Genomic DNA, 20,995 nt, shown 5'->3' with positions numbered 1-20,995 from the left:
GACGTCCCTTCGACGTATCCCCCACCAAACAGCGACAGTAACGGCCCACACGGCGCGTCGCCCGCCTTTGGATCGTCAAGGTCATGCGCAACGGGTCCGTCATATTCGTTTAATTCCGATGCCGGAGGGGCAAGGATGCACGTATGAGTACCGACCCGCACGTGCCGCCCGTCGATACGGGGTCTTCGGCGCCATTCGATCCCCCGGCGCACACGTCGGCGTCGGACTCTCCGGCGCCCAACCCCCCGCCGCCAGCCAGCCAGGTCAAGTTCACCCGCGCGGGTGCCCTGTGGTCGTCGCTGATCATCGGCTTCCTGGTGTTGATCGTGCTGCTGATCTTCATCGCGCAGAACACCGAGTCGACCGCCTTCCAGTTCCTCGGCTGGAACTGGAGCCTGCCGCTGGGGGTGGCCATTCTCTTCGCGGCCGTCCTCGGCGGGCTCATCACCGTGCTCGCGGGAGCGGCGCGCATCTTCCAGTTGCGGCGTGCGGCCAAGAAGAACTACAAGGCCGCGATCCGCTGATTCAGCGGATCGAGACCAGTTCGTCGATCGAGTCGTTGGGCAGGTTGCCGTCCACCACGGCCCGCACCACGGCCGAGTTCAGCGTGATCGACCCGTTGTGGTTGTCGAGGAACGCGGTGTCGGCGGCGTCGCGACCGGTGCTGATCCGCACCAGTGTCTGCCGCGGCGCCAGCAGCGTGGCGTCCACCACTCGCCACACGCCGTCGACGTAGGCCTCTGCGACGGCATGGAAGTCCATCGGGTCGCATCCGGGCGCGTACACCGCGACGAGCCTCGCAGGGACGTTCACTGCGCGCAGCAGCGCGACGACGAGGTGGGCGTAGTCCCGGCACACGCCCGCACCTGCGAGCAGCGTGTCGGCGGCGCCGTCGATCGGATCGGACGAGCCGGGCACGTAGTGCAGCCGCGTGCCGACCCATGACGACACCTTCGCCAGCACCGTCGCCGAGTCGACGTAACGGCCGAACTCGGTGGCGGCGAAGCCGAAGAACTTGTCGGCCTCCGCGTAGCGGCTGGGCCGAAGGTAGGTCGACAGGTCGATCTCGGTGACGGGTGCGGGATCGGCCTGGCCGATGACCGTCGCGCTGTAGCTCGCGAGGAGCTTGCCCTTGCCCGCGTCGAACTTGTGGATGCGGTTGCCGTGGTCGCCGATGATCTCGGTTGCCTCGATCTCCTTGCCGTTCAACGTGAACGAGAGCGACTCGGTGATCTGGGCCCCGGGATGCGGGGCGACGGCGATCTGGAATTCGAGCGTCGTCGGCGCGTCGATCCAGACGTCGAGGTCGACGCCGACGTCGCGCTTGAGCGTCGTCTCGGCGCCGGACTCCGGCGCAGGCGCCTCTGCGGTGGCGTGCGGGGTCACTGACGGCATGGCGACCGCCTTTCCTGTTCGTGGGAGTCTCGCGACGGGCGCGAGCAGCCCCGTGCCTACCCCATCACGACGGACGTGAAACCGCACGTCGTGCGGGTGTGAGCGGACTTACCCCGCTGTTGCGTTGGTCAGCGCAGTTCGGCGAGTCCCATCGCGATGCATGGCCCGACGGCCTCGCCGACCTTGTCGCCGTACTCGGTGCCCCCACCCATCCGGTCGCGGAACTGGATTCCCGCGGCGATGATGCCCAGCTTGAAGTACGCCAGGGCCATGTAGAAGTCCCAGTGCGCCAGGGGCTGGCCCGCGGCCACCGAATACTTCTGCGCCAGTTGGTCAGCCGACGGGATCAACTCCGACGCCCATGCCGCGTCTGCGTGCACGTTGTGGAACGTGGGGTGCCGGTAGACGCACATCAGCGCGGCATCGCTCAGCGGGTCGCCGAGGGTCGACATCTCCCAGTCGAGCACGGCGCGGACCTTGGTGGGGTCGTCGGCGTCGAGCATGGTGTTGTCGATCCGGTAGTCGCCGTGGACGATCGAGCTGCGACTCTGCGGCGGGATGCGTTCGCCGAGCTTGGCGTGCAGCAGGCGGACGTCGGCGTCGCGTGGGTCGTCGTCGGTCTTGATCAGGTCCCACTGCGAACCCCAGCGGCGCACCTGCCGCTCGAGATAGCCGGTCGCCTTGCCGAAGTCGCCGAGGCCGACCGAGTCCGGGTCGACGGCGTGCAGGTTGGCGAGCACCTCGATGAGTGCGTCGACGCAGGCGTCGATCGTGGCCTGATCGCCCAGCGCCCGTAGTTCGTCGGTGTGCCGCACGACCCGGCCGGGGACGTACTCGACCATCTGGAAGGTGGTGCCGATGGCCGCGTCGTCGTCGGCCATCGCCACTGCGCGTGCGACGGGCACGTTGGTTCCCGCCAGCGCGGCGACGACCTTGAACTCGCGGGCCATGTCGTGAGCCGACGGGGTCAGACCGTGCAGCGGTGGTCGGCGCAGGACCCACTTCGACGCGTCGTCGGACACCAGGAACGTGAGGTTGGACCGTCCGCCGGCGATGAGTTCGGCGCGCAGGTCACCCGTGCGCGGAACGTCGATGGACCGCAGGTGCCGGTCGAGGGCGGTGAGGTCGAGGCCGTCGGGGCTGGCGGTTGCGTCGGGGGAAACGTCCGTTGTCACGGCACTTGTCTACCACCGCTTGTTTCGCGGCAGCAGATCCCATACGTGTTCGGTGCCGTTGATCGAGGCCACCCCCAGCTTGCCCTCGCGCGATGCGAGCAACCGGGTGATTCCCGCGTAGTCCACCTGCACGCACAGCAACCGCTCGGTCTGCATGACGTCGTGCACCAGCGCATTGATGACGCCGCCGTGGCTGAACAGCGCCACCGTGTCGTCGTGCTCGGCGCCCGCGACGATGTCCTTCACGCCCTCCAGAACCCGGGCGACGAACGCGTCTTCGTCGACCCCGCCGGGCAGGTGGCCGTCGATCAGGCGCTGCACGTCCTCCTGCGACGCCTCCTCGATCGGCGTGTAGTGGGTGAGGTCGCGGTCGTACTCGGCCAACCGGTCGTCGACGTCGACGTCCAGGCCCAGTGCGTCGGCGACGGGCTGAGCCGTCTGCAGGGCGCGGCGCTGCGGGCTGCTCACCAGCCGAGTGATCGGAAACCGCTTGAGCGCCTCCGGTAGTCGGCCGGCCTGCTCGACGCCCTCGGGCGACAGGTCGGGGTCCGATCCTTGACCGGGTGCACTGCGCAGCGGCAGCGCGTGCCGGATGACGAGGAGTTGCATGAGCGCCTTTCTCGATCTTGCCCGTGCCACCCTATGGCCCGTGCGAGCATCACCGGAGAACGGGACCGGTGCAGGAGGATGACATGGGCTATGCCGACGACCTGTTCGACCTGACGGACCGGGTGGTGCTGGTCACCGGCGGCAGTCGCGGGCTGGGCCGCGAGATGGCGTTCGCGGCAGCTTGGTGCGGCGCGGACGTCGTGATCGCGAGCCGTGACCTGGAGTCGTGTGTCATGACCGCAGAGGAGATCTCGGCCTCGACGGGCCGGGCGGCGTTCCCCTATCAGGTGCACGTGGGCCGGTGGGAACAGCTCGACGGACTCGTCGACGCGAGCTACGACCGGTTCGGCAAGGTCGACGTCCTGATCAACAACGCAGGCATGTCACCGCTCTACGATTCGCTGACCTCGGTGACGGAGAAGCTGTTCGACGCGGTGGTCAACCTCAACCTCAAGGGTCCGTTCCGGCTGTCGTCGCTGATCGGCGAGCGCATGGTGGCCGACGGCGGCGGGTCCATCATCAACGTCAGCTCCACCGGATCACTGCGGCCCGACCCGCACATGCTGCCGTATGCGGCGGCCAAGGCTGGGCTCAACGCACTCACCGAGGGGCTTGCCAAGGCCTACGGGCCGACCGTGCGGGTCAACACGCTGATGGCCGGCCCCTTCCTGACCGACATCAGCAAGGCCTGGAACCTGGGCACCCAGAGCGACCTGCCGTCCAATCCGTTCTCCGGTCTGGGCCTTCAGCGCGCAGGCCAGCCATCCGAGATCATTGGCGCCGCACTGTTCTTGGCGTCGGACGCATCGAGCTTCACCACCGGGTCGATCCTGCGCGCCGACGGTGGCATCCCCTAGAACTCAGGGGGTGATGATGTCGAAGGCGGGGTTGGGCCGGTCGAGCGTCCCGAGCAGCGCGGGCAGCACTCCGGAGTCGCCGGTGACCTCGAAACCGGGCGAGGCGAGGTCGCCCGCGGCCAACCGAACGAGCCTGTCCTTGGTCGCCAACCGCAGCGTGGCGTCGGCGGTCGACTCGTCCGCGGTCACCTTCCGGTACACCAGGACCCCGTTGCGCAGCGTCAGCCGATAGTTCGCCGCCGAGTCCGCGAAGGTGACGTCGATGGCGAGGTCGAGGTCCCAGGCGCGCGGCCCGTTGACGCTGATGGCCAACACGTCGAACATCTGCTCCGGGGTCAGCTGAGCCAGCAGCGACGGCGAGGCCGACTGGGTCGGCGTGCCGAAGTTGCCGTCGCGCAGTTCGGTGGCGCCGGAGAGGAAGAAGTTCCGCCATACGGCGTTCTCGCTGCCGTACGCCAGCTGCTCGAGGGTGTCGGCGTACAGGTCGCGGGCGGCGGGATGGCTCTGGTCGGTGAAGATGGCGTGGTCGAGGAGCGTTGCAGCCCAGCGGTAATCGCCGTCGTCGAACGCGGCGCGGGCGATCTCGACCACGCGGTCCAGCCCGCCCATTGCGTCGACGTAGCGGGGCCCGATCGCCTCCGGCGGGTGCGCCCACAGCCGGGCCGGATTGCCGTCGAACCAGCCCATGTAGCGCTGGTAGACGGCCTTGACGTTGTGGCTGACCGACCCGTAATACCCGTGGGTGTGCCAGGCCTTCTCCAGCGCAGGCGGCATCTGAAAGGTCTCGGCGATCTCGATCCCGGTGAACCCTTGGTTCAGCTGGCGCAGCGTCTGGTCGTGCAGGTACGCGTACAGATCCCGTTGCAGCGACAGGTATTCGACGATCTGCTCTTGCCCCCAGGTCGGCCAGTGGTGCGAGGCGAAGACGACGTCGGCGCGATCGGCGAACGAGTCGATCGCCTCGGTCAGGTAACCCGCCCAGCCGTGCGGGTCGCGCACCAGGGCCCCGCGCAGAGTCAGCAGGTTGTGCAGATTGTGCGTGGCATTCTCTGCCATGCACAGCGCCCGCATCGCCGGAAAGTAGAAGTGCATCTCGGCGGGCGCCTCGGTGCCCGGCGCCATCTGGAACTGAATCTCGACGCCGTCGATGGCGTGCGTCTCGCCGGTCTCCCGGATGTCGAGCGTCGGCACGATGAGCGCGACTTCCCCCTTCGACGTGGTCTGGCCCAGCCCGCAGCCGACCTGGCCCTGCTCGCCTGGCGGCAGTGCGGCGCCGTACATGTAGCCCGCGCGGCGAGCCATCGCCGTTCCGGCGTAGACGTTCTCCTGCACCGCGTGTTCGGTGAAGCCCTCGGGGGCGATGACCACCACCCTGCCCGCGTCGACGTCGGCCTGGCTGGTCACTCCGAGGACGCCGCCGAAGTGGTCGACGTGACTGTGGGTGTAGATGACGGCGACGACGGGTCGCTCGCCGCGGTGCCGCCGGTAGAGCCCGAGTGCAGCCGCTGCGGTCTCGGTGCAGACCAGCGGATCGATGACGATGACGCCGGTGTCGCCCTCGACGAAGGTGATGTTCGACAGGTCGAGTCCCCGGACCTGATAGATGCGGTCGACCACCTCGTAGAGCCCCTGCTTCGCGCAGAGCGCGGACTGCCGCCACAGGCTGGGGTGCACCGTCGCGGGGGCGTCGCCCCGCAAGAACGCGTAGGCGTCGTTGTCCCACACCGTGCGTCCGTCGGCTGCGGTCACGACACCGGGTTCCAGTGCTCCGATGAACCCGCGGTCGGCGTCGGCGAGGTCGCGGGTGTCCTCGAACGGCAGATTGGCGAGATGTTGGGCGTGGGCGGCGGTGATGGCGGCAGACGCCGGGCGAGACTCCATGGCGTCGAGGCTGCCACCGCGATCGCCGCAACGGAGTGAATTGGCGACCGTCGGATCCGACGTTCATCGACTTGTCAGTGGGTGGTCGTAGAATCGAACACATGTTCGACATGCTGGACTTCGACCCCGCCACGGTGGACGAGGCCGGCCTGATCGATCGCATCGCCCAGTTGGAGCGGCTCAAGGCGACCGCCGCCGCAGTACAGGCCCGCATGACCGCCGCCCTGGACCTGAAACGCCGCACCGCAGAGGCCGACGCCGGGATTCCGCTCCGAAAGCGCGGCCAAGGCCTGGCCTCCGAGGTCGGTCTGGCGCGGCGGGAGTCACCCACGCAGGGCAGCCGCCACCTCGGGTTCGCCCGCGCCCTGGTCCACGAAATGCCCCACACCCTGGCCGCCCTGGAATCCGGGATCCTCTCCGAGTGGCGGGCCACGCTGCTCGTCCGGGAATCGGCCTGCTTGGAGGTCGAGGACCGCCGGACCCTGGACGCCGAGATGTGCGCCGACCCCGCGACGCTGGTGGGCAAGGGCGACACACGGATCGAAGCCGACGCCAAGGCGATCGCCTACCGCCTCGACCCCCACGCCGTGGTCGACCGCGCGCGCCGGGCGCACGAGGACCGGTGCGTCAGCATCCGGCCCGCCGCCGACACCATGGCCTGGGTCAGCATCCTGCTGCCCGTCGCCCACGGCGTGTCGGTCTACGCCACCCTCAAACGCGCCGCCGACACCACCTGCGATGGACGCAGCCGCGGCCAGGTGATGGCCGACACGGCCGTGGAACGCATCACCGGCCGACCCGCCGACGCCCCGGTACCGGTGACCGTCGATCTGGTGATCACCGACGAAACCCTGCTCGGCGGAGACACCGAACCCGCCCGCGTTCCCGGCTACGGACCGATCCCTGCAGCGGTCGCCCGCCATCTGATCTCCGACGCCGTCGGCGACGACCGATCCCGAGCCACCCTGCGCCGGCTCTACCGCCACCCGAGGACCGGGGCGCTGGTGACGATGGAGTCCCGCGCCCGACTGTTCCCCACGGCGTTGGCGGCGTTCATCGCGCTACGCGACGACACCTGCCGCACCCCGTACTGCAACGCACCCATCCGCCACACCGACCACGCCCAACCCAACGCCCGGAGCGGGCCCACCTCCGCACTCAACGGCAACGGCCTGTGCGAAGCGTGCAACTACGCCAAGGAAGCACCCGGCTGGCGCGTCCGCACCCGCGACCAACACGGCTGTCACACAACCGAAGTCACCACACCCACCGGCACCACCTACAGCTCGAAGGCACCGCCGCTACCCGGCCGTCGCCGCATCGACCTCGGCGAGGTCGAACGACGCGTGAGCATCGCCATTACCGGCCACGCTGCGTGACTACAGGTAGGACGTCACCCGGCTGACCTCGTCGTCACCCTGCCCCGCCGCCACGGCTGCGTCGGCAGATCGGCGAAGCGCCTCCAGTGCAGCGGTGTCCGCGCCGGCGTCACGGGACGCGTCGATCAAGTGGCGCAGCGACGACGCCAGCGACGACACCGAGGCGTCGCTGTCGCCGTGCCGATCGGTGCCCACGCGTTCGGCGATCTCGTCGAGTATCGGAGGCAGGATCCCCACGATCCCGTGCGCGTGCGGCAGCAACTCGGCCGGTCCGATCCCGTTGCTTCCCGCCACCTTCAGTGCATGCATGAACCCGCCGACCGACGTCCAGAACAGGTCGAGCAGCGCCATGTCGAAGCCGGCGGCCCGTCCCACCTCGTCGCCGACCCACGTCGGCGTCGCCAGCGTGGTGAACGTGGCCTGGTGCACGTCGTAGAGATCGCGCGGTCCTGCAAACAGGATGCTGGCGTCCGGCGTGCCGATGGTCACCGTCGGCGTCATGACGGCACCGTCGAGATATCGGCCACCGAGCTTCTCGACCAGCGCGGCCGTCCGGCGCGCGCATTCGGGTGCATCCGACGACAGTCCGACGATGGTGCGCCCCGCGACTGCTTGCCCAGCGGAGTCCACGATGGCGTCCAGCGCAGCGTGGTCCACCACGTTGATCATCGTCAGGTCGCTCGCGGAGATGGCCTCGGCCGGGCTCGGCGCCCACCGCGCACCACGCGTCAGTAGGCCGGCGGCCTTCGATTCGGTGCGATTCCAGACGGACAGCGGAAGATGCGCGTCGAGCAGGGCGCCCGAGAGTGCCTGCCCCATTGGTCCGAGCCCGATGACGGAGAGGGTTGTCATGCCGCCGCCTCGGAGTGCTTGATGCTCTCGATCACGCGGGCGAACCCGTCGCGACCGTGCCCGGCGTCGATCTGACGGTGGATCAGGCGTTGCACGACGTCGACCACTTCGGTGCTGATGCCCTGCTGTCGGCTGGCGTCGAGGATGTCGGTCAGGTCGGAGAAGTACAGGCTCTGCTGACCGGGCAGTGAGTAGTCGCCGCCGTCGATGACCTCTGCGTACTCGGTGAGCGCGGGGAGCACGGCCTGCAGCCACGCGACCGCGCGGGTCGCGAACTCCTTGGCGGGCACCCCGGCGGCACCCACCATCGCAGCGCCGTGGAAGAAACCGGCGAACATCACGTACATGCCCGACAGCAGCGCCAGGTCGTACATCGACGCCATGCCAGCGTCGTGACCGAAGTACTCTGCGGCACCCCATGTCTCGAGGAGTTCGCGCGAGTCGTCGAAGAGGTGCCGGGAACCGCTGTACAGGACGCTGGAATTTGGCGTCCCGATCATTGGAGGCGTCGCCATGATGCCGCCGTCGAGATACTCCGCACCCGCGGCGGCAGCCCACGCCGCCAGCTCACGCGCGCCGTCAGGCGAGGTGGTCGTGAGATTGATCAGCCGGTGGCCGGCGAGCCCGTGGACCACGGGATCGAGCACCTCGTGCACCGATGCGATGTCGAACAGACACACCACCACCGTCGGCGCCGCCGCGATCGCGTCGGCAGGGCTGCCGGCGACCGAAACACCGCTCAGGACATCGGCTTTGGATCGGTCGCGGTTCCATGCGGTGACCGGGAACCCGGCGGCGGTGGCGGCTCGGATCAGGGCCGCGCCCATCTCGCCGACCCCGAGGAACGAAACGGGTGTGAGTCTTGGGTCGTCCATGGCACCATCGTGAAAGTGCGCATCCCGTTCGACAAGTACCCACTATTTAGTGCGGTACTTACTTCGACGAAAGCAATGGCGGTGACCAGCAGTGACTCAACTCGGCAGATACACCTGCGGCCTGGACGCGGCGATGGACGTCGTCGACGGGAAGTGGAAGCCGCTCATTCTGTGGGAGCTGCAGGACGGGCCCAAGCGGTTCAACGCGTTGCACCGCAGCCTGACCGGCATCTCGCAGAAGATGCTGACGCAGAATCTCAAGGAACTGCAGCGCCACGGCGTCGTCCACCGCGAGAGCTATCACGAGGTACCACCTCGGGTCGAGTACTCGATGACGCCCGCGGGCCGCGAACTGCTCGATGCACTCGAGCCGCTCGGCGATTGGGCGACCAAGCACATCGGACTGATCTGCGCGGCAGACGCCGGCTAGCCGCGGCTCTCCAGCCACTGCTGAGCGCGCCGCTTCGACGCCTGTGACATCCAGGCGTCCTGGATCAGCTCGGTCAGTTCGTCGAGCCCGACGCGGTGCAGTTCGCTGGCGCGCACCAGCACGGACCTGTGGCCGTTGAAGTGGTCGGTCGTGAAGAAGGGCGACGACTCCTCCTGAACCAGCGCAAGCTTGTCGGCGTCCGACTCCACCCACAGCACGATCACGTCGTCGAAGGGTGCGTCGGGTCGCTTGGTCCGGAAGAACACGAATGACTTTCCGCCCACCTGATAGATCGAGTTGCCCTTCGAACCATCGACCCGGGTGACGTGCGGCATGGACGACGCGATCCGGTGCACGTCCGCCGCGGTGGCCGGACGGTCAGACACGGTGCAGCACGACGTCGTCGAGCGACCCGTCCGCGACCGTCGCCGTCATGTACGTGCAGAACGGCTGACGGCGCCGGTCGGTCGGCGAACCGGGATTGAGCAAGCGCAGCCCCGTGTCAGCCGTCGCATCCCACGGGATGTGACTGTGGCCGAACACCAGTACGTCGGTGTCCGGATAGAGCCGCGCCATGCGCGCATCGCGCCCGGCGGACTGGCCCGTCTCGTGCACGACGGTGAACCGCACGCCCTCGAGTGTCTCGTCCGCACGCTCGGGCAATCGCCGGCGCAACTCCTCGCCGTCGTTGTTGCCCCAGCAGCCGATCAACCGGCGGGCACGCCCTTCGAGATCGTCGAGCAGCGAGGGTTCGACCCAGTCCCCCGCGTGGATCACCACGTCGACGCGCGCGACTTCGTCCCACACCGCGGGAGGCATGTCCTTGGCGCGCTTGGGTACGTGAGTGTCGGCGATCAGGAGCAAACGCATCGAAATCGACAATAACGGACGCCGAATCGCGACCGAAAGCGTCGGTTGGTTGCTGACCACTGACCTGGCCGACGGTTGAAGATAGGTCAGGCTTGCTTGACAAAGAGTGGCGACGTGCCCAACGATGGCCTCGATCTGGGGGTTCGCGTCCTGAAGAACAGAATTCAGCCGGTGATCTTGACCGCAGGCATCGCCGTCGCCGTGTTTGCCACCTGGCTCGGCGCAGGTTGGGGCGGACCGGACGTCACGGCGGCCGTCAGCGCGCTGGGCTCACTCGGATTCTCCACACTCGCCTTCGGGTGCGCGCTCACCGCCGCGATCCGCACCCCGCTATTGCGCGGTCGCGCGTGGCTGGCCGTGGCGGTCGGACTGTTCGGCTGGGTCGTCGGCGATGCCATCTGGGCCTGCTACGGGCTCGTGCTGCACGCCGAACCACCGTCGCCGTCCATAGCCGACGTCGCCTACCTGGTCCTGCCGGTCGGCACCATCGTCGCGTTCGTCATCACGGCGTCCGCGCGGCGACTGGTCGGCCTGCGACCGCTCATCGACGGCCTCATCATCACGTCGTCGCTCTTCCTCGTCTCCTGGGTCGTCGTGCTGCGACAGATCTTCGCCGCCTATCAGGGAAGTCGCGCGGAACTGGCGACGTCGCTCGCCTACGCCGTCGCCGACGTCTTCATGGTGGCCATCTCGGTGCTGGTGCTGACCTCCGCACCACCGAGCCATCGGCGGGTCCTCGCGCTGGTCACCGCAGGCCTGACGACCCTGGCGATCACGGACTCGCTGCTGGTGTACCTCAACGCCAGGGGCGTGCGCACCAGCGACCTGCTCGTCGTCGGATGGGCCGTCGGCCTGGTGCTGCTGAGCGCGGGCGCCCTGCTCGCCATCCGCAACACGGACCACGAGGCGCCCGGCAAGCCGCACTCGTCGCGACTGTGGCAGTGGCTGCCCTACGTCCCGATGGCCATCGCCGCCGCCGTCGGGCTGATCTTCCTGTCGTCGATCACGGCGGCCATCCCAGTGCTCGTTTCGGGCGGAGTCCTGGTGGGCGCGGCCCTGATCCGGCAGCTGATCATGCTGCTGGACAACAGAACCCTGCTGGACGCCGTCGCGGATCAGGCTCTACGCGATCCGCTCACCGGGCTGGCCAACCGCCTACTGTTCTCCGATCGCCTGAATCACGCGATGGAGATGCGCGACCGCGACGGCCGCCGCGTCGCGGTGCTGTCGCTCGACCTCGACGAGTTCAAGCTCGTCAACGACAACCTCGGACACCCGGCCGGTGACGCGCTGCTGCGCGCCGTCGCCGAACGGCTCGTCACCGTCGTTCCGACCGGCGACACGGTCGCGCGCCTGGGCGGCGACGAGTTCGCGATCCTCATCGAGGATGGACCGCAGCCCGCCGAGACCACGGCGCAACGCGTGGTCGAGGTGTTCGACAAGGCGTTCTTCCTCGAGGGCGAAGAGGTGTTCATGCACCCCAGCGTCGGATTGGCCGTCACCCCCGGCCTCGAGGACGACGAGGCGACTGCCGACGAACTGTTCCGCCGGGCCGACATCGCGATGTACGCCGCCAAGCGCGCCGGCGTCGGAGGTGTGCAGACCTTCACCGCCGACATGCGGCACGTCGACCGCACCGAAACGCAGAGTGCGTCATGGCATTCAGGCAAGCGCCGACGCTCCCCCGTCGCGGGAATCCAATTGCTCGGGCAGCTGCGCCGGGCCATCGACGACGACGAACTCGACCTCGTCTACCAGCCCAAGATCAGCCTCACCACGGGCAACACCGTCGGAGTCGAGGCGCTGGTGCGCTGGCCCCATCCGGAGTTCGGCGTGCTGACCCCGAACCAGTTCCTGCCCCTGGTGCGCCAGAACGGCCTGATGGGCGCGGTCACCGATCTGGTGCTGTATCGGGCCGCCCACGACGCGGTGACGTGGTACGACGCCGGTCAGTGCGACATACCGGTCGCCATCAACCTGTTCGCGCCGTCGCTCAACGACCTGGCCCTGCCCGACCGCATCGCCGCCGCGCTGGACCGCACCGGCCTTCCGCCGGCAGCGCTGTCGGTCGAGATCACCGAACACCTGCTGCTGGCCAACATCCGGCGGGCAGGCGGGGTCATCCAACGACTGCGGGCCAACGGAATCCGCATCGCCATCGACGACTTCGGCAGCGGATACGCCACCATGAGCTACCTGCGCGACCTACCGATCGACGAACTGAAGCTGGACCGCCAATTCATCGCACCGGTGCTGCGCAGCGAGCGTGCGGCGGCCATCGTCCAGTCGGTGATCGACCTGGCCCACGCGCTCGGAATCGCTTGCGTCGCCGAGGGCGTGGAGAACGAGGACACCGCCAACTGGCTGCGCGAGGCAGGCTGCGACGTCGCCCAGGGCCACTACTTCGCCCGGCCCATGGCGGCCGAGGCACTGCGGGAACGGTGTCAGCTCGGCTGCAGCAACTCCGCCATCTTCCCCATCACCAACTGAAGGGCCGAGAACGGCCGGATCATCACCTTGAACGACGTGATCAGTCCGTCGCCGTTCCACGCGATCATGTCGATGCCGTTGACGTACTTGCCATCGATCGTCGCGGCGAACTCGAGGACCGCCGACTCTTCCGCGAACCACTGGCCCTCGTAACGAAAGTCCGTGCCGCCGAATACCTTCGCGGCCGCGGTCAGATACATCGCCGTCTTCTCCCGTCCCTCCTGCGGCGAGAACAGCGCCGGCGAGTGGAACACGACCTCGTCGGCGAGCAGGGCGTCGAGCACGGCTGGATCGTGCCCGCCAGAGATGAAGTCGTGCCAGCGTTCGATTGCGGGAGGTGTCATGCCTCCATCTTCGCAAGCGGCGCCTTCCGCGATCGCCGAACCACCACGAGCAGCATGGCGGCCATCGCGACGGTCGACGTCTGCGGAACGACGGTGAATCCGAGATCTCTGAGGATGCCCACCTCCACCGGGCTGAAGACCCTGATGCCGAGACCAGTGTCGGTCTTGGCGTTCATCATCATCTGATTCGCATCGGTGAACGTGGCGTCGTCCAGGTGCGAAACCGAACTGCCGCTCTCCCACGGATTCGGAGTGAACAGCGGCACCAGCCCGCCATAGGCGGCGACGGCATGGGCGCCCCCGAAGAACAGTCCACCCTTGGCACCGGTCAGGTTGCCGTCGTAGGCCGTGTTCCACCGGTATCCAGACCCGATCGGCTTCGCGCCCGTCGACGTGACGATGAAGCGGTCCATGGACGTCCACGACCGCCCGGTGTTCTTGCCCCGCGCGTCGATGTAGGACAGGAAGCCGAACGAGTGCAGCAGCTCGTGCATCGCCGTGGACGCGAAGTCGTACTCGTCCGGGCCGACGGAGTCACCAAGCCCCCACGCGTGCCCGAAGTTCCACTCGATCTCCCCGTCGGCGGCGGATCCGTTGGCGTCGACGCCGCTGATGAGCTTGTTCTGCACGACGGTCCGGAGGAAGCCCGCCGTTTCGCTGACGAGGTTGCTACCCGCTGCGGCGAGCTTGTTCGACGCCGCCGAGTTCTCCGCGGTGACGTCGTAAGTGATGACGACCGGTGCGGTGACCAGGAATTGGGTTGCCATCCCGTCGGCGGCCTTGCGCAGGGCGTCACGGGCCTCGGCGGACCAGTACTGCGCGCCGGTCGTGTAGTTGAACGAGAACGTGATGGCACCCTGGTTCAGCAGCACGCCCGCCGAGGTGCCCACGCCCCGGAAGGGGTTGATCAGGTTGAGGTCCGTCCCCATGTCGTCCGCCGTGATCACGAAGGTATCGACGCCGTTGAAACCGGCGCCTGGCGTGTAGGTGTAGAAACCGTCGGGGTTGAGGAGCACAGTGCCCCGGCTCGGCGCCTTGGAGAGGCGATAGACCAGCCTGTCTCCTTCAGGGTCCACCGCGTCGACGCGGCCCGCGATGGGCCCACTCGACGAATTCACAACGATCGGCGCCACCGTCGGCGCCTGGTTGAGGAACGTGCGCCGCGCCGTCCACAGCGCGCCTTCCAGGTGCACCTTGAAGACGGGATGCAGCGGTAGCGCGTCGATCAGGGACCGGACCGAGGACGTGAATGCGTTGAGCTGAGCAGTGATGGCCTGCTGCCGCGCGTCGTGCGAGCTGACCGCCTGCAGTGCCCACGGCGGTGTGGGCGCTGGCGCCGCGGCGGCCTGGGCGGTCTCTGGTGCCGCGGCGGTGGTGACGGTTGACTCGACGGGGATGTTGACGGGCGCAGCCGCTGCCGCGCGCGCGGGCGCGGGCTGAGGCTCGGGCGCTACGGGTGGTGCATCGTTAGCGGGCTTCGAGACCTTGGCCAGCTCTGGGTCGGCGGTGGGCTTCGACTCTTTGGTGGGCTCGGTTTCTTCGTCGTCTACCTCCGAGACCTCGTCGTCGTCCTTGGCGGGCTCGCGGTCGGCGACGGAAGCGGTGTCGTCTTCGTCGTCGTTCGAGGCGGTCGCGCTATCGCTCGATGCCGGCTTCTCATCCTTGGACGACGGCTTGTCGTCCTTCGACGCCGTGGAATCCGACGAGGCCGACGACGACTGGCTCGAGTCGTCGGCGCCCGCAATGCCGACCGCCGGGCCCACCGCCGACCAGCCGAGCAACGCCGCGCTGACACCGGCCGACGCCGCGCCGACCTTGAGCCAACGCACCACGGCGAAACCGTCTGCCCGACGACCATTCGTCCGTACGTTCGAACGATGCGCTGCCATTTTGTCTCCTTCGTCAATATCTGACGGTGACGGTATCCGGCGGTCCGGCGCGACGCAGCGGTTTGCGGCCGGCGAGTCTGCGGCGACGTGCGCCCGCCGGGTTCCGTTTGGCGATCGACCGGGCTGGGCAAGCACGGGTCGGGTCGATCGACCCGCATTCGACTGGGAAGGTCGTAGACCGTTGAGCACTGTTGATGACGTACTGGCCGATCTGTCCGAGGCGTACCCACGCATGAGCCGGGACGACTTCGACAAGATCGTCACGCTGGCAGGCGCGGGCCCGAGTGAGGGCAGCGGGCTGAGCGTCGCAGTGGCGCTGGAGCCGATCGTGCCGGCAATCGGCGACCGTTTGAAGAACTCGAACGCCAAGGACACGGCGGAATACCTGCGCCTGCTGCGAGGAGCGGCCAGCCACGTCGTATCGCTCTGGGAGGATCCGGCCGTCGACGCCCCGGCGTTCGGCGAGGTCGAGCAGTTCGTGAAAACCATCGAGAGCTGACCGCCAGCTCGTGAGTGCGCCCGAAGGGATTCGAACCCCTAACCTTCTGATCCGTAGTCAGATGCTCTATCCGTTGAGCTACGGGCGCTTGCATATTCAGTTGTCACGCTGGCGCGGGCCAGTGTGGCGGAGGCGAGAGGATTTGAACCTCCGGTCCGCTTTAAGGCGGACAACTCATTAGCAGTGAGTCCCATTCGGCCGCTCTGGCACGCCTCCCGAACGATCCGAGGGGCAAGCGTACACAGGCCAGCCAGACGAAGGCAAAGCCGGTAGAGCGAAGCCGATATCGGCGTTCCCTAGACTGACCGGGTGACCGCCCGCCTGCGCCCCTTGCTGGCCGATCTGCCCGCCTACACGCCGGGCCGAACGGTGCCGGGTGCCATCAAGATCGCGAGCAACGAGACCACCGACGGTCCGCTGCCCAGCGTGCGGGCTGCCGTCGCCGCCGCGATGGACACCATCAACCGCTATCCGGACAACGGCTACCTCGAACTACGCGACGTCCTCGCCAAGACGCTCGACGGCGGATCGTTCGCCCCGGAGCACATCGCGGTCGGCTGCGGATCGGTCAGCCTGTGCCAGCAGCTCATCCAGATCACGTCCTCGGTGGGCGACGAGGTGCTGTTCGGCTGGCGCAGCTTCGAGATCTATCCCCTGCAGGTGCGGACCGCGGGTGCGACCCCGGTGCAGGTGCCGCTGCGCGACCACACCTTCGACCTCGACGCCATGCTCGCCGCGGTCACCGACCGCACCCGGCTCATCTTCGTCTGCAACCCGAACAACCCCACCAGCACGGTCGTCGACCCCGCGGCCCTGGCCCGGTTCGTCGCCGCGGTACCCAGCGACATCCTGATCGCGATCGACGAGGCCTACGTCGAGTACATCCGCGACGACATGCTGCCCGACAGCTTCGGCCTGGCCCGCGAGCACTCGAACGTCGTCGTGCTCCGCACCTTCTCGAAGGCCTACGGCCTGGCAGGCCTCCGCGTCGGCTACGCCGTCGGCGATCCGGACGTCATCACCGCGCTCGGCAAGGTCTACGTGCCGTTCACGGCGACCAGCGTGTCCCAGGCCGCGGCCATCGCCTCGCTGGAGGCGGCCGACGAGCTACTGGCCCGCACCGACGTCGTGGTGGCCGAACGGAGCCGCGTGACGGCGACGCTGCGCGAGGCCGGTTTCGAGGTGCCGCCGTCGCAGGCCAACTTCGTCTGGTTGCCACTGGCCGAGCGGACCGACGACTTCGTCAACAGCGCCGCCGACAACCGTCTGCTGGTCCGGCCGTACGGCCAGGACGGCGTGCGGGTGACGGTCGCCGCGAAGCACGAGAACGACGCGTTCCTGGAGTTCGCCACCCACTGGATAGGACGAGAATGAGCCCCGCGCAGAAGACCTTCGCCGACTTCGTCGGACGTACCGACGAGATCGACGACACCGACCTCGACGCCTTCTGGGACACCCTGGAACCGACCACCATCGACTTCATGATCGGCGAGTGGCAGGGCGGCGAGTTCCAGACGGGACACCGCGCCAACGGCTTCATGAAGCGGCTCAACTGGTTCGGCAAGACGTTCGTCTCGGCGGCCGAGGCCAAGCCGCTGGTGTGCCTCGACGCCGACGGCAACAAGTTCTCCAACACCGAGGCGATGAACGGCGAGGCGAGCCTCTGGCTCGAGGAGTTCCGCGGCGAGGTGACGGCGTCGATGGTCTACGACGGCAAGCCCGTTCACGACCACTTCAAGAAGGTCGACGACGACACCGTGCTGGGCATCATGAACGGCAAGGGAGCCATCGACACGTCGTCGGGCGCCCCTCGCCACCTGTACTTCTACCTGCGTCGCGTCTAGCGCCTATCGTGGTCCAGATGAGGACCCGAGTTCAGGTTGCGGCGGCGGCAGTGCTCGTCGCCGGCGTGGTCGGCGGCTGTAGCCAGACCGTGCCGGGCACCGTCGCGATGACGACCGAACCCGGGGCCAGCACCAGCACCCGCGAATCGTCGCCTTCGACGTCACCGCGCACCACGACGCCCCGCACGCCAGGTACGCCGGGCGCACCGGGTGTGGCTCAGACCATCACGTGCGGCGAGTTCATGGACCTGTCGGCCGAGGAACAGGCCGCCGTCATCGGCGAGATCTTCGGAAACTACGGCGACATGGTCGGCACCGAAGAGATGGACACCATGCGGATGGCCGCCGATGCGATGTGCCAGTTCCTGCCGAAGGACATCGCGCTCAACGACATCCTGCTGGGCGGCTCGCCTCCGTAACGGGTTAGCCTCCCAGCCATGGCCGACACCTACGAATCCCTGACCGTCGACGTCGACGAGCACGTCGCCCGGGTCACCCTGACCGGCCCCGGCAAGGGCAACGCGATGGGCCCGGAGTTCTGGGCCGAACTGCCAACGGCGTTCGCGGCGCTGGACGCCGACCCGGACGTGCGCGCGATCGTGCTGACCGGGTCGGGCCGCAACTTCAGCTACGGCCTGGACCTGACGTCGATGGGCGGCACGCTCGCGCCGGTTCTCGCCGAGGGCGCGTTGGCGCGGCCCCGCGCCGAGTTCCACCGGGACCTGAAGAAGATGCAGGGCGCGATCACCGCGGTCGCGGACTGTCGCACGCCGGTCATCGCCTCGGTGCACGGGTGGTGCATCGGCGGTGGTGTCGACCTCATCTCGGCGGTCGACATCCGCTACGCCAGCGCCGATGCCAAGTTCTCGGTGCGCGAGATCAAGCTGGCCATGGTCGCCGACGTCGGCTCGCTCGCACGCCTGCCGCTGATCCTCAACGACGGGCACCTGCGCGAGTTGGCGCTGACGGGCAAGGACATCGACGCGGCCAGGGCGGAGAAGATCGGTCTGGTCAACGACGTCTTCGGTGATGCCGAGGCGTCGCTGGCCGCCGCGCACCAGACGGCTCGCGAGATTGCGGCCAACCCACCACTGGTGGTCCAGGGCGTCAAGGACGTCCTCGACGAGCAGCGCACGGCGCAGGTCGCCGCCAGCCTGCGCTACGTCGCAGCGTGGAACTCGGCCTTCCTCCCCAGCAAGGACCTCACCGAGGGCATCACGGCGATGTTCGCCAAGCGCCCACCCGAGTTCACCGGCGAGTAGCCGAAACGCACGTAGCGTGCTGTGCGCTCGCTTAGCATCGCTGGGTGCAGGTACAGCCCGCTGCGTTCTTTCGAACCACGCTGCCCATCGACCTCGAAGCTCTCGCGCGGGTCGACGACGGCAGGTACCACTCGGTCTGGCTGCCCGACCACATGGTCAGCTTCTGGCCCGACTCGATCTGGACGCCTGAGTTCACCGACCTCGCCGAGGCGTCGCCGTCCCCGCATCGCCACCTCGACGGCATGGCCGTCGCGGCCGCGGCCGCCGTCCTGACCCAGCGGGTCCCGCTCGCCACCAGCGTCGTCGACACCGTCCGGCGCCACCCCGTGATGCTGGCGCAGTCCGCGCTGACGATCGACCACCTCGCCAAGGGCCGGTTCATCCTGGGCCTCGGCAGTGGCGAGACCGAGAACGTCGTGCCGTACGGTTTCGACTTCGCCGCGCCCGTCAGTCGTTTCGAGGAGGCGCTGCAGGTGATCCGCCTGCTCTGGGAGAGCCACGGGCCGGTCGACTTCTCCGGCCGGTTCTACCAACTCCGACACGCCCGCCTCGACACCGAACCGTACGACGGGCACTTCCCCGAGATCTGGATCGGGGCGAGCGGGCCGCGGATGCTCGAGATCACCGGCCGCTACGCCGACGGGTGGTGGCCGGCGGGCGCCTGGACGCCCGACCACTACGCCGAGATGCTCGGGGCGGTGCGCACGTCGGCCGAACGCGCGGGCCGCGACCCTATGGCGATCACGCCGTGCTTCATCCAGGTTTGTCTGATCGGCGACGACGACGAACTCGCCGAGATCGTCGCGGCGCCGCTGGTTCGGGCCTTCCTGCTGCAGGTGTCGGCGAAGACGTTGGCGGACTTCGGTTTCGAGCACCCCTGCGGCGACCAGTGGCGAGGATTCCAGGACATCGACCCCGCCACCATGCCCCGCGAGCGCATCGTCGACTTCCTCGACCGGGTCGACCCCGCCGCCATCCTCGCCGTCGTGCCGCACGGCTCGCCGCGTCAGGTCGCCACTCGGATCAAGGAGTTCGTCGACGCCGGACTGCGCGTACCGAAGATCCTCGACTACGGTGCCATGGCCGGACGCCGCCACGCCGCGGCGTCGGCCGAACGCGTCCGCGCCACCGAGGACGCCCTGCTCGAACTGTGCGGGCAGTCATGAGCACCGCACTCGACGCCGCGGAGCTGCTGACCGCCGCCCAGGCCGCCACGGGTCTCGCCGACTTCGGTGATCCGACTCTCCCGCAGCGCTTCTCGCTGGCCGTCGAGCTTCTCGACGCCATCCCGATGGACGACGACGGCAGGCGCCGGGCGGCCGAGACGTGCCACTGGCTGCTGACGTCGCGCCTTCGATTCTTCGGCGATCGCAGTCGACTGCCGATCTCCGACGAGGTGATCGACCGGCCGATGTTCGCCACCGGCGAGCCGCGGTCGGGCACGACGCTCGCCCACGCGCTGATGGCCGCCGACCCGGAGTCCCGTGCCTTGCGGTTCTGGGAGGTGATGTACCCGTCGCCGCCACCGGGCACTACCGACGGCGCCGCCGACGACCGCCGAACGCGGGCCGACGACGACTGGCGCGAGATCAACGCGAAGATGCCGAAGTGGTTGCACAGCCACCCCTACAACGACATGCTCGGCGACGGACTGCCCGAGGACGAACGGACGTGGGCGTTCGACTTCAGGGTCATGACGCCGACCGCATGGTGGCGGGTACCGATGCCGACCGTCGTCGGCGGTCTGCCCACCGACGCCGCGGCGCAGTACCGGATCCATCGCGCGATGCTGCAGCAGTTCCAGTTCGGCAGGGCGCCCAAGCGGTGGGTGTGCAAGGGCTTTCACGGTTTTCGCCTCGCCGAGTTCTTCGAGGCCTACCCCGACGCCACCCTGATGTGGCTGCACCGCGATCCGGTGCAGGTCGCCGCATCCCGGACCATGATGATGGCCGACATCCTCGACGGCATCGTCGGACCGATCGACCTGCACGTGGAGACCCGAAAGCACCTCGAGATGACCAGGGCGGGCGTCACCAACACGATGACCAATCCCCTGGTCGACGATCCGCGGATCTTGCACGTGCGCTACACCGACTTCATCGCCGATCCGGTCGGCACCGTCGAGCGGTTCTACGCCTTCAGTGACCGGACGCTCACCTCCGACGGGGAGGCGGCCATGCGCCACTACCTCGCCAACAATCGCGGCGACCGGCACGGCAAGTTCCGCTACTCCACCTCGCTGCTCACCGACATCGGGGAGGATCTCGCGGCACTGCACGAGGAGTTCCGCCCGTTCCGCGAGAGGTTCGGCGTCGCGATCGAGAACCGTGGCTGACTTCGGGCG

22 protein-coding genes and 2 tRNA genes are annotated in these 20,995 nt (G+C 68.2%); 12 read left to right on the top strand and 12 right to left on the bottom strand.

Features of this window, described 5'->3' with window-relative positions; translation table 11 throughout:
• Positions 1-143 precede the first annotated feature (143 nt).
• Positions 144-524 (top strand): LapA family protein, encoded by a 381-nt coding sequence (locus tag G6N61_RS21835; protein ID WP_163920966.1) that lies wholly within the window; start codon positions 144-146, stop codon positions 522-524.
• Position 525: 1 nt separating this feature from the next.
• Here the strand turns inward: G6N61_RS21835 and G6N61_RS21830 are convergent, their stop codons facing one another.
• The 3 genes from G6N61_RS21830 to G6N61_RS21820 all read right to left on the bottom strand — a co-directional run bounded on the left by G6N61_RS21830 (position 526) and on the right by G6N61_RS21820 (position 3,179).
• On the bottom strand, positions 526-1,395 hold the full coding sequence (locus G6N61_RS21830; protein WP_163920964.1) for a transglutaminase-like domain-containing protein: 870 nt from the start codon (positions 1,393-1,395) through the stop codon (positions 526-528).
• Positions 1,396-1,523: 128 nt separating this feature from the next.
• Entirely contained in the window at positions 1,524-2,570 is a 1,047-nt protein-coding gene (locus G6N61_RS21825) for a phosphotransferase family protein (protein ID WP_163920961.1), read from the bottom strand.
• A gap of 9 nt (positions 2,571-2,579) precedes the next feature.
• Positions 2,580-3,179 carry a histidine phosphatase family protein gene (locus G6N61_RS21820; protein WP_163920940.1) on the bottom strand — a complete coding sequence of 200 codons (600 nt, stop codon included), beginning with the start codon at positions 3,177-3,179 and terminating at the stop codon, positions 2,580-2,582.
• A gap of 83 nt (positions 3,180-3,262) precedes the next feature.
• Between G6N61_RS21820 and G6N61_RS21815 the strand changes: the two genes are divergently transcribed.
• Positions 3,263-4,036: an SDR family NAD(P)-dependent oxidoreductase gene (locus G6N61_RS21815; protein ID WP_163920937.1), complete on the top strand. Its 774-nt coding sequence runs from the start codon at positions 3,263-3,265 to the stop codon at positions 4,034-4,036.
• A gap of 3 nt (positions 4,037-4,039) precedes the next feature.
• Here G6N61_RS21815 and G6N61_RS21810 read toward each other — a convergent pair whose 3' ends face one another.
• On the bottom strand, positions 4,040-5,917 hold the full coding sequence (locus tag G6N61_RS21810; RefSeq protein ID WP_163920934.1) for an alkyl/aryl-sulfatase: 1,878 nt from the start codon (positions 5,915-5,917) through the stop codon (positions 4,040-4,042).
• Positions 5,918-6,018: 101 nt separating this feature from the next.
• Here G6N61_RS21810 and G6N61_RS21805 point away from each other — a divergent pair, with 101 nt between their 5' ends.
• Complete coding sequence (locus G6N61_RS21805; RefSeq protein WP_163920931.1) at positions 6,019-7,296, top strand: HNH endonuclease; 1,278 nt, start codon at positions 6,019-6,021, stop codon at positions 7,294-7,296.
• On the opposite strand, the gene G6N61_RS21800 is transcribed toward G6N61_RS21805, so the two are convergent.
• Positions 7,297-8,148, bottom strand: coding sequence for an NAD(P)-dependent oxidoreductase (locus tag G6N61_RS21800; protein WP_163920928.1), 852 nt, complete (start codon positions 8,146-8,148; stop codon positions 7,297-7,299). It lies immediately after the preceding gene.
• Positions 8,145-9,023, bottom strand: coding sequence for an NAD(P)-dependent oxidoreductase (locus tag G6N61_RS21795; protein ID WP_163920925.1), 879 nt, complete (start codon positions 9,021-9,023; stop codon positions 8,145-8,147). The genes G6N61_RS21800 and G6N61_RS21795 overlap by 4 nt, the downstream gene beginning before the upstream one ends.
• A 91-nt stretch (positions 9,024-9,114) precedes the next feature.
• Between G6N61_RS21795 and G6N61_RS21790 the strand changes: the two genes are divergently transcribed.
• Positions 9,115-9,453 carry a winged helix-turn-helix transcriptional regulator gene (locus G6N61_RS21790; RefSeq protein ID WP_163920922.1) on the top strand — a complete coding sequence of 113 codons (339 nt, stop codon included), beginning with the start codon at positions 9,115-9,117 and terminating at the stop codon, positions 9,451-9,453.
• On the opposite strand, the gene G6N61_RS21785 is transcribed toward G6N61_RS21790, so the two are convergent.
• Together G6N61_RS21785 and G6N61_RS21780 are read right to left on the bottom strand one after the other, a co-directional pair.
• The gene (locus G6N61_RS21785) at positions 9,450-9,839 is read right to left on the bottom strand and encodes an MmcQ/YjbR family DNA-binding protein (protein WP_163920919.1); all 390 of its coding nucleotides are present in this window, start codon (positions 9,837-9,839) and stop codon (positions 9,450-9,452) included. The two genes, G6N61_RS21790 and G6N61_RS21785, sit on opposite strands and share 4 nt — an antisense overlap.
• Complete coding sequence (locus tag G6N61_RS21780) at positions 9,832-10,323, bottom strand: metallophosphoesterase family protein (RefSeq protein WP_163920916.1); 492 nt, start codon at positions 10,321-10,323, stop codon at positions 9,832-9,834. Before G6N61_RS21780 ends, G6N61_RS21785 begins: the two co-directional genes overlap by 8 nt.
• A gap of 114 nt (positions 10,324-10,437) precedes the next feature.
• Here G6N61_RS21780 and G6N61_RS21775 point away from each other — a divergent pair, with 114 nt between their 5' ends.
• Positions 10,438-12,813, top strand: a complete 2,376-nt coding sequence (locus G6N61_RS21775) for a putative bifunctional diguanylate cyclase/phosphodiesterase (RefSeq protein WP_163920913.1) — start codon at positions 10,438-10,440, stop codon at positions 12,811-12,813.
• Here G6N61_RS21775 and G6N61_RS21770 read toward each other — a convergent pair.
• Positions 12,768-13,157 carry a nuclear transport factor 2 family protein gene (locus G6N61_RS21770; RefSeq protein WP_163920909.1) on the bottom strand — a complete coding sequence of 130 codons (390 nt, stop codon included), beginning with the start codon at positions 13,155-13,157 and terminating at the stop codon, positions 12,768-12,770. The genes G6N61_RS21775 and G6N61_RS21770 overlap by 46 nt on opposite strands.
• A complete protein-coding gene (locus tag G6N61_RS21765; RefSeq protein ID WP_163920906.1) occupies positions 13,154-14,989 on the bottom strand; it encodes an Ig-like domain-containing protein in 1,836 nt (611 codons plus the stop codon). The genes G6N61_RS21770 and G6N61_RS21765 overlap by 4 nt, the downstream gene beginning before the upstream one ends.
• A 238-nt stretch (positions 14,990-15,227) precedes the next feature.
• On the opposite strand from G6N61_RS21765, the gene G6N61_RS21760 reads away from it, so the two are divergent.
• Positions 15,228-15,545, top strand: a complete 318-nt coding sequence (locus G6N61_RS21760; RefSeq protein ID WP_163920903.1) for a hypothetical protein — start codon at positions 15,228-15,230, stop codon at positions 15,543-15,545.
• Positions 15,546-15,560: 15 nt separating this feature from the next.
• Here the strand turns inward: G6N61_RS21760 and G6N61_RS21755 are convergent.
• Both G6N61_RS21755 and G6N61_RS21750 read right to left on the bottom strand, forming a co-directional pair.
• A tRNA-Arg gene (locus G6N61_RS21755) sits at positions 15,561-15,633 on the bottom strand.
• Between the two features lie 36 nt (positions 15,634-15,669).
• Positions 15,670-15,761, bottom strand: a tRNA-Ser gene (locus tag G6N61_RS21750).
• Between the two features lie 93 nt (positions 15,762-15,854).
• On the opposite strand from G6N61_RS21750, the gene G6N61_RS21745 reads away from it, so the two are divergent.
• From G6N61_RS21745 to G6N61_RS21720, 6 genes are read left to right on the top strand one after another with little or no spacing between them, the layout of a single operon-like run.
• Positions 15,855-16,919 carry a pyridoxal phosphate-dependent aminotransferase gene (locus tag G6N61_RS21745; RefSeq protein ID WP_163920901.1) on the top strand — a complete coding sequence of 355 codons (1,065 nt, stop codon included), beginning with the start codon at positions 15,855-15,857 and terminating at the stop codon, positions 16,917-16,919.
• Entirely contained in the window at positions 16,916-17,389 is a 474-nt protein-coding gene (locus G6N61_RS21740; RefSeq protein ID WP_163920898.1) for a DUF4334 domain-containing protein, read from the top strand. Before G6N61_RS21745 ends, G6N61_RS21740 begins: the two co-directional genes overlap by 4 nt.
• 17 nt (positions 17,390-17,406) lie before the next feature.
• The gene (locus G6N61_RS21735) at positions 17,407-17,808 is read left to right on the top strand and encodes a hypothetical protein (RefSeq protein WP_163920894.1); all 402 of its coding nucleotides are present in this window, start codon (positions 17,407-17,409) and stop codon (positions 17,806-17,808) included.
• Positions 17,809-17,826: 18 nt separating this feature from the next.
• Positions 17,827-18,651, top strand: a complete 825-nt coding sequence (locus G6N61_RS21730) for a crotonase/enoyl-CoA hydratase family protein (protein ID WP_163920891.1) — start codon at positions 17,827-17,829, stop codon at positions 18,649-18,651.
• Between the two features lie 44 nt (positions 18,652-18,695).
• Positions 18,696-19,817 carry an LLM class flavin-dependent oxidoreductase gene (locus tag G6N61_RS21725; RefSeq protein ID WP_163920888.1) on the top strand — a complete coding sequence of 374 codons (1,122 nt, stop codon included), beginning with the start codon at positions 18,696-18,698 and terminating at the stop codon, positions 19,815-19,817.
• Entirely contained in the window at positions 19,814-20,986 is a 1,173-nt protein-coding gene (locus G6N61_RS21720) for a sulfotransferase family protein (RefSeq protein ID WP_163920885.1), read from the top strand. Before G6N61_RS21725 ends, G6N61_RS21720 begins: the two co-directional genes overlap by 4 nt.
• Positions 20,987-20,995: the final 9 nt, after the last annotated feature.

Source organism: Mycolicibacterium arabiense (assembly GCF_010731815.2).
In the GTDB taxonomy this organism is placed as follows: domain Bacteria; phylum Actinomycetota; class Actinomycetes; order Mycobacteriales; family Mycobacteriaceae; genus Mycobacterium; species Mycobacterium arabiense.
This window is presented reverse-complemented; position numbering and strand designations above follow the sequence as displayed.

Coding starts and splice junctions, on each gene's coding strand:
- G6N61_RS21805 (WP_163920931.1), top strand. CDS start 6,019: ATGTTCGACATGCTGGACTTCGACCCCGCCACGGTGGACGAGGCCGGC.
- G6N61_RS21835 (WP_163920966.1), top strand. CDS start 144: ATGAGTACCGACCCGCACGTGCCGCCCGTCGATACGGGGTCTTCGGCG.
- G6N61_RS21740 (WP_163920898.1), top strand. CDS start 16,916: ATGAGCCCCGCGCAGAAGACCTTCGCCGACTTCGTCGGACGTACCGAC.
- G6N61_RS21830 (WP_163920964.1), bottom strand. CDS start 1,395: ATGCCGTCAGTGACCCCGCACGCCACCGCAGAGGCGCCTGCGCCGGAG.
- G6N61_RS21815 (WP_163920937.1), top strand. CDS start 3,263: ATGGGCTATGCCGACGACCTGTTCGACCTGACGGACCGGGTGGTGCTG.
- G6N61_RS21730 (WP_163920891.1), top strand. CDS start 17,827: ATGGCCGACACCTACGAATCCCTGACCGTCGACGTCGACGAGCACGTC.
- G6N61_RS21820 (WP_163920940.1), bottom strand. CDS start 3,179: ATGCAACTCCTCGTCATCCGGCACGCGCTGCCGCTGCGCAGTGCACCC.
- G6N61_RS21735 (WP_163920894.1), top strand. CDS start 17,407: ATGAGGACCCGAGTTCAGGTTGCGGCGGCGGCAGTGCTCGTCGCCGGC.
- G6N61_RS21795 (WP_163920925.1), bottom strand. CDS start 9,023: ATGGACGACCCAAGACTCACACCCGTTTCGTTCCTCGGGGTCGGCGAG.
- G6N61_RS21810 (WP_163920934.1), bottom strand. CDS start 5,917: ATGGAGTCTCGCCCGGCGTCTGCCGCCATCACCGCCGCCCACGCCCAA.
- G6N61_RS21720 (WP_163920885.1), top strand. CDS start 19,814: ATGAGCACCGCACTCGACGCCGCGGAGCTGCTGACCGCCGCCCAGGCC.
- G6N61_RS21780 (WP_163920916.1), bottom strand. CDS start 10,323: ATGCGTTTGCTCCTGATCGCCGACACTCACGTACCCAAGCGCGCCAAG.
- G6N61_RS21770 (WP_163920909.1), bottom strand. CDS start 13,157: ATGACACCTCCCGCAATCGAACGCTGGCACGACTTCATCTCTGGCGGG.
- G6N61_RS21800 (WP_163920928.1), bottom strand. CDS start 8,148: ATGACAACCCTCTCCGTCATCGGGCTCGGACCAATGGGGCAGGCACTC.